The organism is Actinoplanes subglobosus (assembly GCF_042650585.1).
Lineage (GTDB): Bacteria > Actinomycetota > Actinomycetes > Mycobacteriales > Micromonosporaceae > Actinoplanes > Actinoplanes subglobosus.
In genome coordinates, this window is sequence record NZ_JBHSBL010000018.1 from 150,618 (window position 1) to 164,558 (window position 13,941).

Here is a 13,941-nt window from a genome sequence, read left to right on the forward strand (position 1 = left end):
CCGGGCCGGAATTCACTCCGCGTCGGCGGGGACCCGGCTCGCCTGTGGGACGGTCACCTTCGCCGAGGCCGTGACCTTGCCCGGCTGTTGTTTCTCCGTGGGCTGCGGCTGGGTCGCCACCGGAGCCGTCTCGGCGGGCTGCTCGGCCGGTTTCTCCAGCTCCTCCGGGTCGGCGGCGGCCGCGAGCACCGCGGCGGCGGCCAGCTCAGCCACCCGTTTCGCCTCTTTCTGCACCTGGCGGCGAACCTCGGCTGCGTGCCGCTCGGCGGCCTCCCCGGAGCGCTGGGCCTCGGCCACCCGCTTCAGCTCCACCTCCAGCTGCTGCTGCGTCTCGGCGAGACGCTGGCGGACCCGCTCGGCCTCCTTCTCCGAGGCCTGGGCCTGCTCCTGCGAGGTGGCGCGCCGCTGCTCGGCCTGCGCCACCTCGGCGGTGGCCGACTCCAGCTCACGGCCGGCCTGGGCGATCTTCTCCTGCTGGGCGGCGATCTCCTTGCGGACGGCCGTCGCCTGCTCGTCCGAGCGCCGGAGGACCTCCTCGGCATATTTGTCGGCCTCGCTGCGCAGGTCGGCGCACTGCTTCTCGACGCCGGACCGCATCTGGCCCAGCTCCTCGATCACCGAGTGCCGGCGCAGCGCCAGCTCGTGCTCGACGGACGCCTTCAGATCGGCCTGCTCGCGCTCGGCCTCGGCCCGCTTCGCCGCGATCTCCTGGCTGGTCTTCTCGCGCAGCGCCTTCAGCTCCTGCTCGGCCTGCATGCGGGTGGACTGCACGTAGCCGTCCACCTCGGCGCGCGCCCGGGCGGCGTCCTGTGTGGCCTGCTCGACCAGATGCTTGCCCTCGTTGCGGGAGCGGACCAGGACCGCCTCCGCCTCCTTGCGCATCTGCTCGGCGGCCTGCTGGGCGGCGGCGAGCGCCTTGTCGGAGGCGGCCCGCCTCGCGGTGTCCGACTTCTCCTCCTCGGCGCGGCGCGCGGCCAGGGCGATCTCGAAGTCGCGGATGCCGTTGTGGGCGTGCGCCTCGGCCTCGGCCCGGATCCGCTCGGCCTCGGCCAGGCGGGAGGCGATGTCGTCGGTGGCGGACGCCTTGATCGCCTCGGCCTGCTCCTCGGCCAGCGCGAGGATCTGCTCGACCCGGGGGCCCAGGTGCCGGAACGACACCTCACCGCTTATCCCCGAGTCGCGGCGGGCCTGCGACAGCTCCGCCTGCAGACCCTTTATCTGGGCCGTCATCGCCTGCATCTGCGAGTAGGCCTGCTCGCGATCGGCGAGAAGGGCGGCGATCTCGTTCTCCGCCCGGATCACATATCGATCGACCTGCTTGCGCTCGTAACCCCGCAGGGCGGTCTCGAAGCTGGGTTCGGTGGCCGAATCTCCGCCGAGACCGAGAATTTCACCGCCGTGCGACATGCTTTCCATCCTCACATACGCATCGTCCCGTGGCGTGTCGATACACACCGGCTTGAAAGAGACGATCCGGGTAGTTTGTGATCTGTCTGACCTCGGCTCGATAAACCCAGGCAAGCGCGAAACGAGTCAGGCCGTACCGGAGAAACTCCGATACGGCCTGATTTCGTCTACGAGTGCCCCGGCCGCTGTTTACCGTCGCGCACCTGCGGCGGCTCCGCAACCGGAGAGAGACGAGGGTCTCGGGTCAGGAATTCGTCTTGGCAGCCACCGGCTCGTCGGCGGCCTCGTCCGTCTCGGCGAGCTCGTCCGCGGCCGTGACCTGCTCCGGAGCACGCTGCGCGGGCGCGTCGGCGGGCTTGGCGGCGGCAGCGGCGACCGCTGCGGCGGCGGCCGGCGCGGCAGCGGGCCCGCCGACACCGGGCACCAGGCCGGACAGACCGGACAACATCTGACCCAGCTGGTTGGTGACGGCATCCTTCTGACGTGTCAGGTCCTCGACCTCGCGGCGGGCGGCCTGGGTGGTCAGCTCGGCCTCCTGGCGGGCGTCGCTGAGCAGGCGGTTGGCCTCCTGGCGGGCCTCGGTGACCGTCTTCTCCGACAGGGCCCTGGCCTTCTCCACCGTCTCGGACGAGTGACGCTCGGACTCGATCCGCCGGTTCTCGGCGCGCTGCTCGATCTCCTTCGAGCGATCCTCGGCGGCGCGGGCCCGGCCCTCGGCCTCGGCCACCATCTTCTGCGTGGCGGCGACCTGTGCGGCGTGCCGCTGGGACTCCTCGGCCTCGGCCTTCTCCCGGCGCTCGGCGATCTCCAGCGCGAGGGCCTGGAGGTCCTTCTCACGCTTGTCACGGGCGTCGGTCAGCAGCTTGGTGGCCTCGGCGCGCTTCTCCTCGGCCTCCCGGGCGGCCTTGGCCCGGGCCTGGGTGATCTCCCGCTCGGCGGTGGCGCGCAGCGACGCGACCTCACGCTCCACGGTCGACTTGAGCTCGGCGACCTCGTGCGCGGTGACCGTACGCAGCTGCTTGGTCTCGCGGTCGGCGTCGGAGCGCAGCGTGTCGGCCTCGCGGCGGGCCTGGACCCGGGTCTCGGCGGCCTCGCGCTCGGCGTGCGTGCGGACCTGGCCGGCCTCACGCTCGGCGGTCGCCTTCATGGCGGCGGCCTCGGCACGCGCCTTGTCGGTGATCTCGCGGGCCTCGAGACGGGCCGCGGAGAGAATGCCCTCGGACTCCCGCTTCGCCTCGTTGCGGTGATCGTTCGCCTGTTCCTCGGCGAGCCGCAGGATCTGCTCGACCCGGGTGCCCAGCCCGGAGAGCGTCGGCCTGTTGTTCTCCTCCAGCAGCTTGTTGCTGTCGGCCAGCTTCTGCTCGAGCGCGTTGAGTCGTTGCTCGGCCTGACGAAGACGGCGTTGAGCATCGTTCATCCGCTGCTCGGCCTCGCCACGCGCGGCCTCGGACTGGTTCAGCGCGGCGAGCAGCCGGCCGATGTGTCCGTCGACCTGGTGACGGTCGTAACCACGCAGGACGACGGTGAAGTCGTGCTGCGAGTTAGCGGTCTCGAAGAAGGCCAGGTTCTGATCCTGCTGCTGGGGCATTGCGCCATCCTGGCGAAGAGGAATCGGACATGCAAGAGCCGATGGGCATCCGGACCGCATCGTAGATCAGCTTCGACCTGGAGCGGAGACCGCCCCCGGGCCGTTCGGGGAGTGCCGGTGACTCACCGGCCGGTCCGGCGTCGTCCCGCTGTCACCTGCCCACTCGGGGCTTCGGGGGATTCCGGACCTGTCGCCGGGATCGTCGGCCCTGCTCAATGGCCCCGATCCTGCCAGGCGGGCGGTCCCGCGTCAGGTCGAATCACCCGGGAGAGGTACGCCTCACGCCGGCTCCACCAGCTCCACCAGCACACCCCCGGCGTCCTTCGGGTGCACGAAATTGATTCGCGAACCGGCGGTGCCCCGTTTCGGCGTGTCGTAGAGCAGTCGCAGCCCGCGGGCTCGCAGGGCGTCCGCGGCAGCCTCGACGTCGGCCACCGTGTAGGCGAGTTGTTGCAGCCCGGGGCCACTGCGGTCGATGAATTTGGCGATCGCCGAGTCGGGCCGGGCCGGGGCCAGCAGCTGGATGCGCGGGCCGCTGCCGTCGCCGACCCCGAGCATGGCCTCGCGGACCCCCTGCTCCTCGTTCGTCTCTTGGTGCACACAGTGCAAACCGAAGTTCTCGGCATAGAAGCGGAGCGCTTCGTCCAGATCGGCCACCGCGATCCCCACATGATCGATTCTCAGGAGGCCGACATCGGAGAATGTGACATTCTCAGCCGCGTTGCCGCTCGGTGTGTCGTCAGTCATGGGGCTAGTCTCGGACCTGACCCATCGTTAAGGCCACCCCGGGTGTTCCTCCGCGCCCGGTCGCGCAGATCGGATCACGACTGTGACCAGCTCCGTCATCGTCAGCGGCGCCCGGACCCCGATGGGGCGCCTGCTCGGCAACCTGAAGCACCTGCCCGCCACCGCCCTCGGCGGGCACGCCATCGCCGCGGCTCTCAGCCGCGCCGGCATCGAGCCCGGTCTCGTGCAGTATGTGATCATGGGCCAGGTCCTCCAGGCCGGCTGCGGCCAGATCCCGGCCCGCCAGGCCGCCGTCGCCGCGGGCATCCCGATGTCCGTCCCGGCGCTCACCGTCAACAAGGTCTGCCTTTCCGGCCTCGACGCGATCGCTCTGGCCGACCAGCTGATCCGGGCCGGCGAGTTCGACGTCGTGGTGGCCGGTGGCATGGAGTCGATGACCAATGCCCCGCATCTGCTGACCGATCAGCGCGCGGGCCGTAAGTTCGGTGACGTGCTGGTGCGGGACCACACCGCGTTCGACGGCCTGATGGACCCGTGGGCCGGCATCTCGATGGGTGAGTCCACCGAGGCCAGTGGTGTCCGGTTCGGCATCACCCGCGAGGAGCAGGACGCGTTCGCCGCGCAGAGCCACCAGCGTGCCGCCGCCGCCCAGCGTGACGGCCGGTTCGCCGAGGAGATTGCGCCGGTCCCGGCCGGTGGCCGCAACGCCGCCGGTCCGGTCGACGGCGACGAGGGCGTCCGCCCGGACACCACCGGCGAGTCGCTGGCCCGGCTGCGACCGGCCTTCACCCCGGACGGCACGATCACCGCCGCCAGCGCGTCGCCGATCTCCGACGGTGCCGCCGCCGTCGTCGTGATGAGCCGGGCCAAGGCCGAGGAACTGGGTCTCACCTGGCTCGCCGAGATCGTGTCGCACGGCAACGTCGCCGGCCCGGACAGCTCGCTCCAGTCCCAGCCGGCCAACGCCATCCGGCACGCCCTCGACAAGGCGCACCTGGCCGTCGAGGACCTCGATCTGATCGAGATCAACGAGGCGTTCGCCCAGGTGGTCATCCAGTCCGCCCGCGAGCTGAAGGTCGACGACTCGAAGGTCAACGTGAACGGCGGGGCCATCGCCCTCGGCCACCCGATCGGCATGTCCGGCGCCCGGCTGGTCCTCACCCTGGCGCTCGAGCTGAAGCGGCGCGGTGGCGGTCTCGGTGCGGCCGGCCTCTGCGGCGGCGGCGGTCAGGGCGACGCGCTGATCATCAAGGTCCCCGCGGCGTGACGAGCGGAGCCGGGCGGCGTGGCCGTGACGTCCCCTCCCTGATCGCCAAGGCGCGGGAGGGTGACGCACGGTCCGTGGCCCGGCTGATCAGCCTGGTCGAGGACGACGATCCCGCCCTGCCCGAGGTGGCCGCCGCGATGGCGCCGCACGCCGGGCGGGCCCAGGTCGTCGGGCTCACCGGCGCGCCCGGGGTGGGTAAGTCGACCACGACGAACGAGCTGGTCCGGGCGCTGCGGGAGACCGGTGCCCGGGTCGGTGTGCTGGCCGTCGACCCGTCCAGCCCGTTCACCGGCGGCGCCATCCTCGGCGACCGGATCCGCATGCAGGACCACACCGCCGACTCCGGGGTCTACATCCGCTCGATGTCCAGCCGGGGCCAGCTCGGCGGGCTGTCGGCGGCGACTCCGCAGGCGGTCCGGGTGCTGGAGGGCGCCGGCTGCGACGTGATTCTGGTGGAGACGGTCGGTGTCGGCCAGGCCGAGGTGGAGATCGCCTCGCTCGCCGACACCACGCTGGTGCTGCTCGCGCCCGGGATGGGTGACGCGATCCAGGCGGTGAAGGCGGGCGTGCTGGAGATCGCCGACGTCTTCGTGATCAACAAGGCGGACCGGCCGGGCGCCGACGCCACCTACCGTGACATCCAGGGCATGCTCGCCCTCGGTGAGCGCGGTCCCGGCGAGTGGCGGCCCCAGGTGGTGCGCGCGGTCGCGGTGGAGAGCGAGGGCATCGACGACGTGGTGGCCGCCGTCGGCAAGCACCGCGAGTGGCTGGAGAGCACCGGCAACCTGCGTAAACGCCGTGAGCAACGGGCCGCCGCGGAGATCTCCGCGCTGGCGCTGGGCACGCTGCGGGCCCGGATGGGCGACCTGCGCGGCGGTACGGCGCTGCCCGCCCTCGCCGCCCGCGTCGCCGACGGTGCGATCGACCCGCACGCCGCGGCCGCGGAGCTGCTGGCGAGCCTCTAGGCCGAATGCCGGAACGCGGCCTAGCCGAAACGGGCGAGTGTCTCGTCGATCAGGGTGCGGTCCCAGCTCAGGGTGCCGTCGCCGAGTTCGTCGACGAGCCGGTGCAGCCACGCGATCTCGGCCCGGAGCATGCCGGCCCGGTACTCGTCCTCGATCAGGAACAGCCGGGGCAGACCGGGTGGTGCCTGCGCGTCGATGGCGGCTACCCGCTCGGCCAGTGACTCGGCCCGCCGCTGCAGCATCTCGCGGGTCTCGGCCGGGGTGAGCATCGGCAGGAAGGCCAGCGCGACCGGGAACTCCGGGAACTCCCGGGCCGGCTCGGGCAGCATCTCCAGCAGCCAGCGGCGCAGGGTGGCCGCGCCCTCCTCGGTCACCTCGTAGACGGTCCGCTCCGGACGGCCGGCCTCCCGGCTGGTGCCGCCGGGACGGGCCAGTCCTTCCCGTACCAATCGATCAAGGGTTTGATAGACGCTGTTGCGCTGCGCGACGTTGACCAGCTGGTCCTGACCGCGCTCCTTGATCACCTGCTGCATCCGGTACGGGTGCATCGGCGCCTCCACCAACAGTGCCAGCAGAACCATCGCCAGGGGAGACCGCTTCATGCGGGTCAGCTTAGGGGTTGACGGTTCTTAGTCATCTCATCAATAGTCATTCTATGACTACACGAGAAGAAGATGCCATCGTCGTCGGTGGCGGCATCGCCGGGACCGCCGCCGCCATCGCCCTGCGCCTCGCCGGCCGTACCCCGGTGATCCATGAGGCCCGCGGGCCGGGTGACGCCGAGCGCGGCGTCTTCGTGACCATCGCGGTGAACGGGGTGAACGCCCTGCGCTCCCTCGGCGCCGACCCGGCCGTCGTGCTGGCCCGCGGATTCGCCACCCCACGGCTCGCGCTGCGCCGCGCCTCGGGCCGGTTGCTCGCCGAGTTGCCGCTCGGCGGCCCGACACCGGACGGGGCGGTCACCACCACGATCCGGCGCGCCGACCTCTACGCGGCGCTGCGCACCGAGGCGGAGCGGCAGGGCATCGAGATCGTGTACGGCCACCGGCTCGCCACCGCACGCCCCGGCCCGCACGGCGTCACCGCGGAGTTCACCGACGGCCGTTCGGTCACCGGGGACCTGCTCGTCGGCGCGGACGGGCTGAACTCGCGTACCCGTACCGCGTTGGATCCGTCCTCGCCCGCGCCGCACTTCCTCGGCCTCCTCGACACCGGGGGTTTCACCGACGCCCCGGTCGACCCCGCGCTGATCCCGCCGCCCGGAGTCATGCAGATGTCGTTCGGCCGGAAGGCCTTCTTCGGCTGGACCGCCGCCCCGGACGGGAGCGTCTGGTGGTTCGCCAACCCGCCGCGCAAACGCCCGGCCGAGCCCGGCGAGTTCACCGCCGAGACCTGGCGCGCCTACCTGCTGGACCTGTTCGAGGGCGAGCCGGGCGGCGACCTGATCCGCGCCACCAGCCAGGTCCTCGGCCCGTGGAGCACCCGTGACCTGCCGCGGGTGCCGATCTGGCACGGCGACCGGATGGTGCTGGTCGGTGACGCGGCGCACGCCGTCGCGCCGTCGTCCGGGCAGGGCGCCTCGCTGGCTCTGGAGGACGCGGTGGTCCTCGGGCACAGTCTGCGGGAGCACCGTGATCAGGCGGTGGCGCTGGCCGCCTACGAGAGCGCGAGACGGCCGCGGGTGGAGAAGGTGGTCGCGCAGGGGCGCCGGAGCAGCAGCACGAAGGTCGCCGGGTCGGTCGGCGCGGCGATCCGGGACACGATGATGCCGCTGGTGATGCGGATGCTGCACCGAAGCGGTGATCCGCAGGCCTGGATCTTCGAGCACCGGGTGCCGTCGCTGACGCCGGCGCCGCGGTGAGTCGTGGGGGCCCCGGCGGCGTTGGCGGGCGCCACCGGGGCCTCTGGGGAACTGCTTGCCCTCCACTCTCGTTTCCGGCCGTCCGGGCGGCAACCGGGAAAACCCTTGCGGTGAGCCGCCGCGGTAAGGCCCTCGCCGCGATCTTGCGAGGTCGTGGTCGGCGGGGCGGCCGGGCCGCCCCGGATCGCGGCGTGGTGAGGCGGCGTGCGGGTGGTGGATAGGTGGGCTGTGACGTCCGATATCGGCGGCCTGGTGGCGGCGCGAACAGGCGTGACAGCGTGCGAGACTAGGTAACCATGAGCGACCCACGGACCACTCCGTCGATCTTCACCCGCGGCGCGGTCGATCTCAGCGCGCTGCGTCCCTCGGCGCCGGCCAAACCGGCCGCGCCGAGCCGTCCCGCCGCCGCCCCGGCCGCTGCGGTTCCCGGCGCTGTCCCGGGCCCCGGCCCGGTTCCCGGCGCTGTTCCCGGGGTCACCCCGGATGTGATCATCGATGTCACCGAGGCCGATTTCCAGTCCGTCCTGGAGCGGTCCCTGACCACGCCGATCCTGCTGGACTTCTGGGCAGACTGGTGCGAGCCCTGCAAGAAGCTCTCGCCCGTGCTGGAGAAGCTGGCCGTGGAGTACGGCGGCTCGTGGATCCTCGGCAAGGTCAATGTGGATGAGAACCCGCGTCTCGCGCAGGTCTTCCGCGTGCAGGGCATCCCGCAGGTGACGGCGCTGATCGGCGGGCAGCCGGTCGAGGGCTTCAGCGGTGTCCTCTCCGAGACCCAGGTCCGGCAGTATGTCGATGCGGTCCTCAAGGCCGCCGGCGTCAGCGTGGCCACCCCGGAGGACCCGCGTCTCGACGCCGCCGACGACGCCCTGATGGGTGGCGACCTGGACGCGGCCGAGGCGGCGTACCGGAAGATTCTCGCCGAGTCCCCCGCCGACGCGGCCGCCGAGTCCGGCCTGGCCCAGGTGGAGCTGTACCGGCGGATCGCCGGCGTCGACCCGTCGACCGCCCTGGCCAAGGCCGACGCCGACCCGGAGGACGTCGAGGCCCAGCGGCTCGCCGCCGACATCGAGGTGCTCAGCGGGCAGGCCGCCGAGGCGTATTCGCGGCTGATCACCCTGGTCAAGAAGACAGCCGGTGACGACCGTGACGCGGTGCGCAAGCACCTTTTGTCACTGTTCGCCGTCGCCGGGCCGGACGACCCGGCGGTGGCCGGCGCAAGGCGTGCGCTGGCCAGCGCACTCTTCTAAGCTGCGGCTTCACAACGAAGGGGGGCGTCGTGCGCCGCATCGCCGTTCTGGACGCACCGTCCAATCTCGGCCTGCGCCCGCCGACCGCGACGTCGGTGCCGGGCTGCGCCAAGGCGCCCGGCGCCCTCCGCGACCAGGGTCTGCTCAGCCGTCTCGGGGCCCGTGACGCGGGCTGCCTCACCCCGCCGCGCTACGACGCCGGCGACTGGCGTCCCGGTGACGGAGTCGCCCACGCCACCGAGATCGCCGCCTACTCCCGGGCGCTCGCCGACCGGATCGGCGCGATCATCGACGGCGGCGAGTTCCCGGTGATCCTCGGCGGCGACTGCTCGATACTGATCGGCGCCGGCATCGCCATGCACCGTCTCGGCGACGCGGTCGGCGGCCGCATCGGCCTGGTCTTCGTGGACGGTCACTCCGACTTCCGGCATCCCGGCAACGCCTCCTACGTGGGCGCCGCCGCCGGTGAGGACCTGGCGCTGGTCACCGGCCGGGGCCAGGCCGACCTGGCGGCCATCGAGTCCCGCCGTCCCTACTTCCGCGACATCGACGTGGTCGTCCTCGGCATCCGGGCCCAGGATGAGTACCGTCTCGACCTCCAGGCCGCCGGCATCGTGACCCGCCCGGTCCCCGCCCTGCGCGCCGAGGGTGCCGCCCGCAGTGCCCAGTGGGCCCGCGACCAGCTCGTCGACTGCGCGGGTTACTGGGTGCACATCGACGTCGACGTCCTCGACCCGGCCGTGATGCCGGCCGTCGACGCACCCGATCCCGGGGGCATCGCCTTCCCCGAGCTGGAACTCCTCCTCACCGGCCTGGTCGAGTCCCCGCACTGCCTGGGCGTCGAGATCACGGTCTTCGACCCCGACTACGATCCGGACGGCCGCTATGCCGCCGAGATCACGTCCGCGGTGGTCAGCGGCCTTTCTCCGGTACGGTTGACGGCCCCCCGCCCCGACCTGGCGGCCGCCCGCCGCGACCTCGACAAGCCGGCTCCCGTGGCCGTTCCGGTCCCTGCCCACGACGGCCCGGCCGCATCCGTCGCCACTGCTTCGCCGGACCCGGCACACAGCGACGTCACCGCTGCGACCGTGCCCGGCCCTGCTGCCGACGACCTAGCCGGGTCGGACTCTGCGGAACCGGCGCGTCACGACCTAGCCGGGTCGGACTCTGCGGAACTGGCGCGTCACGACCTAGCCGGGTCGGACTCTGCGGAACTGGCGCGTCACGACCTTGCCGCCGAGCCCGACGCGTCGGTGTTCACGCCCGGACCCGACGACGTCGACGTCGCAGATCCCGGAGCGTCAGCAGCCGCTTCGGACCCGGCCTCGTCGCCGGATCTGGCCGTCCTGGACGCCGATGGCCCGGGAGCGGATGCCCCCGACAAAACCGCCTTGGCCTCTGCGGTGTCGGATCCCGCCGGTTCAAACTCGGGTGCCGCGGATGCGGGTGTCGCGGATGCGGGCGTTGCGGATGCGGATTCGGGCGTTGCGGACTTCGGTGCTGCGGACTCGGATGCCGCGGACTCCGGCGTCCAAGACCCCGCCGCTGACTCGGCATCGGGTGCCGCTGTGGCCGACCCGGACGGTGAGGTACCAGCATCGGGACCGGCCGCGGAATCCGACGACCAGCCTTCGGCCGCCGCTGAGGTGTCGACTGATCCGGATGGCGACACATCGAGTTCCGGTGTGGACACGACCATCCACCGATCGAATTCGGTCACGGGGTCGGATTCGGTGGCGACGACCGCCGGCTCGGGCCGGGGCCAGTCGCGCCTCGGCAGCCGTCGGCCATCCAACGATCCCATCGCCGCGGTGATCTCGAGCTGGGTCCAGGACTCCCGTGCCGCCGGGCTCCGGAGATCCGGTGCGCCGTCCTCTCCGGACCCCGTTCCCGATCCCGCCGACCTGGTGGCGCCGGGGAAGACCCCTGATGCCGAACCAGCGTCGGAAGCCATCGCGATCATCCCTGGTCCGGGCGCCACCCGGAACGGTGAAACCACATCGGTCAATAACAACCTCTCGATGGCCGATGCCGATTTCCTCCTGGCTGCGGCACTCGCCGCGTCCGATGAGTTCGATCTGGGCACCGACATCGAGTCGAACGGACAGCCAGGCGCCGAGGTAAACGGACAGCCAGGCTCGGAGTCGAACGGACAGCCAGGCGATGAGGTAAACGGACAGCCAAGCGTCGAGTCGAACGGACAGCCAGGCGCCGAGGCGAACGGGCGGCCCACGGACCAGGCGGACGACATTTCCGCCGATCCCGCTTCCGTGGATGGCACGACCACGAACACCGCTGAACCCCGTCGATCCAACCTGGTCGTGCTCGATCTTGTCGGACTGGTCATCTCGGACGCTGTACACGACGAGGTCGACGCCTCTGTCCGGGACGTCACCGGCGAGGACCGGGAGGCCGAGGATCACGAGGCTGATGACCGGGAGCCGGCCGCCGTTGAAGCCGCCGGTGAGGACGGGGAAACCGCTGGGGAGGAGCCGGATCCCGATGCGGTGACGCCGGGCTCCGAGCCGGCGGCGGAAGCCGGGGACGCCCCGCGACCGGAGCGGACCCGTCCAGAGAGCGACGGCGCCGAGGTCCGCCTGCTATCCCGTCCTCTCGGATCGGCCCCGCTCCTCGACTCCGAGCCGTTGCCCGCGACCCGCCCGGGGATGTTGCGCCCACGTCCCCCGGCCGACGGCGGTTTCGGCCCGCCCGCCGCCGGGCCGGGCCCGCTCACCGGTTTCCCGCCCGGCGTCGCCTGACCGGCTCCGGCCGCGGCGTGGTGGCCGGCGCTCGGGTCCGGGCTGTAGGTCGCCACGCGGTCCGGTTCCTGCCGCGGCGTGGTGGCCGGCGGTCGGGTCCGGGCCGTAGGTCGCCACACCGCATCGGGGACTACTTGCCTAGGGTGGTCAGGAAGCGCTGCACCACCGGGACGGCGGCCTCGGAGCCGGCGCCGCCCTTCTGGACCATGACGGCGAAGGCGATGTCTCCCTGGTAGCCGATGAACCACGAGTGGGTGTCCTCGGATCCGGTCTGGAATTCGGCGGTGCCGGTCTTGCCGTGGACCGCGCCTCCGGGGACTCCGCGCAGCGCCGTCGCGGTTCCGCCGGTGACGACCTCGCGCATCATGGCGCGCAGGGCGGTGACCGCCTCCTGGTCGAGTTGCGGTCCGGCGGCCACGGCACCGGCCGGAGCCGGGTCGAGGACCAGTTTGGGCTGCTGGAACTGGCCCTTGGCGACGGCCGCGGTGGCACCGGCCATGGCGAGCGGGCTGACGACGGTGCTGCCCTGGCCGAAGACGGCGGCGGCGAGTTCGGTGGCGGTGCCGCCGTCGGAGACTTGGCCGGAGTACGCGTCGACGCCGAGATCCCACTTGCCGCCGAGGCCGAGCGCGGCTGATGCCTCCTGCAGGCCGGCCGAGCCCAGCTTGGGGGCGAGACCGGCGAACGCGGTGTTGCAGGATTTCGCGAAGTCCACGTGGAACGGCACCTTGCCGAGCGCCTGATCGTGCGAGTTCTTGAACTCCCGCCCGTCAACTGTGACCGTTTTTGGACAGTCGACGGCGGTGTCGGCGGTAATGGCGTCGCGGGCCAGCAGCCCGTACGCGGAAATCATCTTGAAGGTGGACCCCGGTGGGACCTGGCCGGTGAAGGCGGTGTTGACCCCGCCGGGTTCGGGGCCGTTGGCCGAGGCCAGCACCGCGCCGTCGCTGACCCGGATGGCGACCAGGGAGCTCGGCTGCTTCTCGGCGGCGAGGGCGGTGTCGGCGGCGTTCTGCACGCGGGTGTCGAGCGTCACCTTGATCGGTTTGCCGGCGATCGGCTCGCTGGTGAAGAGCTTGGTGTCCTCGGTGCCGCCGTCGGTGGCGTCGCGGGCGATCACGACGGAGAGGCCGGCGGTGCCGCGCAGGAGGTCGTCGTATTTCTGCTGGAGGCCGCCGTGCCCGGTCTGGTCGCCGGCGAGCAGGACGCCGGGTTTGGCGGCGAGGTCCTCCTCGGTGGCCGGGTCGACGGTGCCGAGCAGTGCGCGCGCGAAGGCCCGGGTGGGTGCGAGCTGCCGGGTCTCGTCGCGGAAGACGGTGCCGGGCAGTGGCCGTACCTCTGACCTGATCTTCTGGTAATCGGACTGCCGCAGGCTGATCAGATCGATGAACGCGCCGGGGTCGGCCTTGGCGACCCGGTCCTTGAGGTCGCTCATGTCGACGTCCACATTGATCTTGTCAAAGGACTCGGCCAGGTCTTTCTGGAGCTGGGTGAGGTCGGTGATCCGCTCGGGGCTGACCCCGACGATCGTCACCTTCTGCGGCCCGACCAGGACCTCGCCCTTGGTGTCGAGGATGCCGGCCCGGGTGGCGGCGACGCGGCGGAGCCGCAGTTTCTCACCGGCGACGAGCTCGGGCTGGACCACCGCGGGCTCCCAGACGACGCTCCAGCCGTCCTTGCCGGCCTGGGTGCTGCGGATCGTGCTGCCGTAACTCCACTCGACGCCGCCCGGCAGGGTCCACTTGACCGTGATCGGCGTGCTGGCGTTGTCGCCGTCCTCCTGGGTGGCGCCGGCCGTGGTCACGGTGAGCGGCAGGCCGGTGAGGTCGCCGTAGAGGCCGTTGATCTGGCTCTGCACCTCGCTCGCCGCGATCTTGCCGCCGGCCGCGGTGACGAACCCGACGTCGCCGATCTTTCCGCCGGCCCAGCCGTCGACGAAGGCCTTGACGGAGTCCTCGGCCGGGTCGGAGGAGCAGGCGGTGAGCCCGCAGCAGGCGGCGAGCAGCAGGGCGGCCAGGCCGGCGGGGGAGCGGCGCATGTGGGTCCTCTCGGTGAGTTGCTTAACGAACCGTAATAAATCAATGCCCGTTCGGCTGTCCC

General features: G+C 71.8%; 9 protein-coding genes and 1 pseudogene. 5 read left to right on the forward strand and 5 right to left on the reverse strand.

Annotated elements, in window-relative coordinates; genetic code table 11:
• Nucleotides 1-12: 12 nt before the first annotated feature.
• The 3 genes from ACFO0C_RS22620 to mce form a co-directional block, all read right to left on the reverse strand.
• On the reverse strand, nt 13-1,407 hold the full coding sequence (locus tag ACFO0C_RS22620; RefSeq protein ID WP_378068663.1) for a Laminin subunit beta-1: 1,395 nt from the start codon (nt 1,405-1,407) through the stop codon (nt 13-15).
• Nucleotides 1,408-1,651: 244 nt separating this feature from the next.
• The gene (locus tag ACFO0C_RS22625; RefSeq protein WP_378068664.1) at nt 1,652-2,995 is read right to left on the reverse strand and encodes a cell division protein DivIVA; all 1,344 of its coding nucleotides are present in this window, start codon (nt 2,993-2,995) and stop codon (nt 1,652-1,654) included.
• 279 nt (nt 2,996-3,274) lie between these two features.
• On the reverse strand, nt 3,275-3,742 hold the full coding sequence (gene mce / locus ACFO0C_RS22630; protein WP_378068665.1) for a methylmalonyl-CoA epimerase: 468 nt from the start codon (nt 3,740-3,742) through the stop codon (nt 3,275-3,277).
• A gap of 82 nt (nt 3,743-3,824) precedes the next feature.
• Here mce and ACFO0C_RS22635 point away from each other — a divergent pair, with 82 nt between their 5' ends.
• Nucleotides 3,825-5,009 (forward strand): acetyl-CoA C-acetyltransferase, encoded by a 1,185-nt coding sequence (locus ACFO0C_RS22635; protein ID WP_378068666.1) that lies wholly within the window; start codon nt 3,825-3,827, stop codon nt 5,007-5,009.
• Entirely contained in the window at nt 5,006-5,974 is a 969-nt protein-coding gene (gene meaB, locus ACFO0C_RS22640) for a methylmalonyl Co-A mutase-associated GTPase MeaB (protein WP_378068667.1), read from the forward strand. Before ACFO0C_RS22635 ends, meaB begins: the two co-directional genes overlap by 4 nt.
• Nucleotides 5,975-5,994: 20 nt before the next feature.
• On the opposite strand, the gene ACFO0C_RS22645 is transcribed toward meaB, so the two are convergent.
• Nucleotides 5,995-6,576 (reverse strand): PadR family transcriptional regulator, encoded by a 582-nt coding sequence (locus ACFO0C_RS22645; protein ID WP_378068668.1) that lies wholly within the window; start codon nt 6,574-6,576, stop codon nt 5,995-5,997.
• A gap of 53 nt (nt 6,577-6,629) precedes the next feature.
• Between ACFO0C_RS22645 and ACFO0C_RS22650 the strand changes: the two genes are divergently transcribed.
• From ACFO0C_RS22650 to ACFO0C_RS22660, 3 genes and pseudogenes are all read left to right on the forward strand, one after another.
• Nucleotides 6,630-7,835, forward strand: coding sequence for an FAD-dependent oxidoreductase (locus ACFO0C_RS22650; RefSeq protein ID WP_378068669.1), 1,206 nt, complete (start codon nt 6,630-6,632; stop codon nt 7,833-7,835).
• 296 nt (nt 7,836-8,131) lie between these two features.
• Nucleotides 8,132-9,082, forward strand: a complete 951-nt coding sequence (locus ACFO0C_RS22655; RefSeq protein ID WP_378068670.1) for a tetratricopeptide repeat protein — start codon at nt 8,132-8,134, stop codon at nt 9,080-9,082.
• A gap of 29 nt (nt 9,083-9,111) precedes the next feature.
• Nucleotides 9,112-10,221: pseudogene (locus ACFO0C_RS22660) on the forward strand (arginase family protein); the annotation flags it as partial.
• A 1,750-nt stretch (nt 10,222-11,971) separates the two neighbouring features.
• Here ACFO0C_RS22660 and ACFO0C_RS22665 read toward each other — a convergent pair.
• Complete coding sequence (locus tag ACFO0C_RS22665) at nt 11,972-13,879, reverse strand: penicillin-binding transpeptidase domain-containing protein (protein WP_378068671.1); 1,908 nt, start codon at nt 13,877-13,879, stop codon at nt 11,972-11,974.
• Nucleotides 13,880-13,941: the final 62 nt, after the last annotated feature.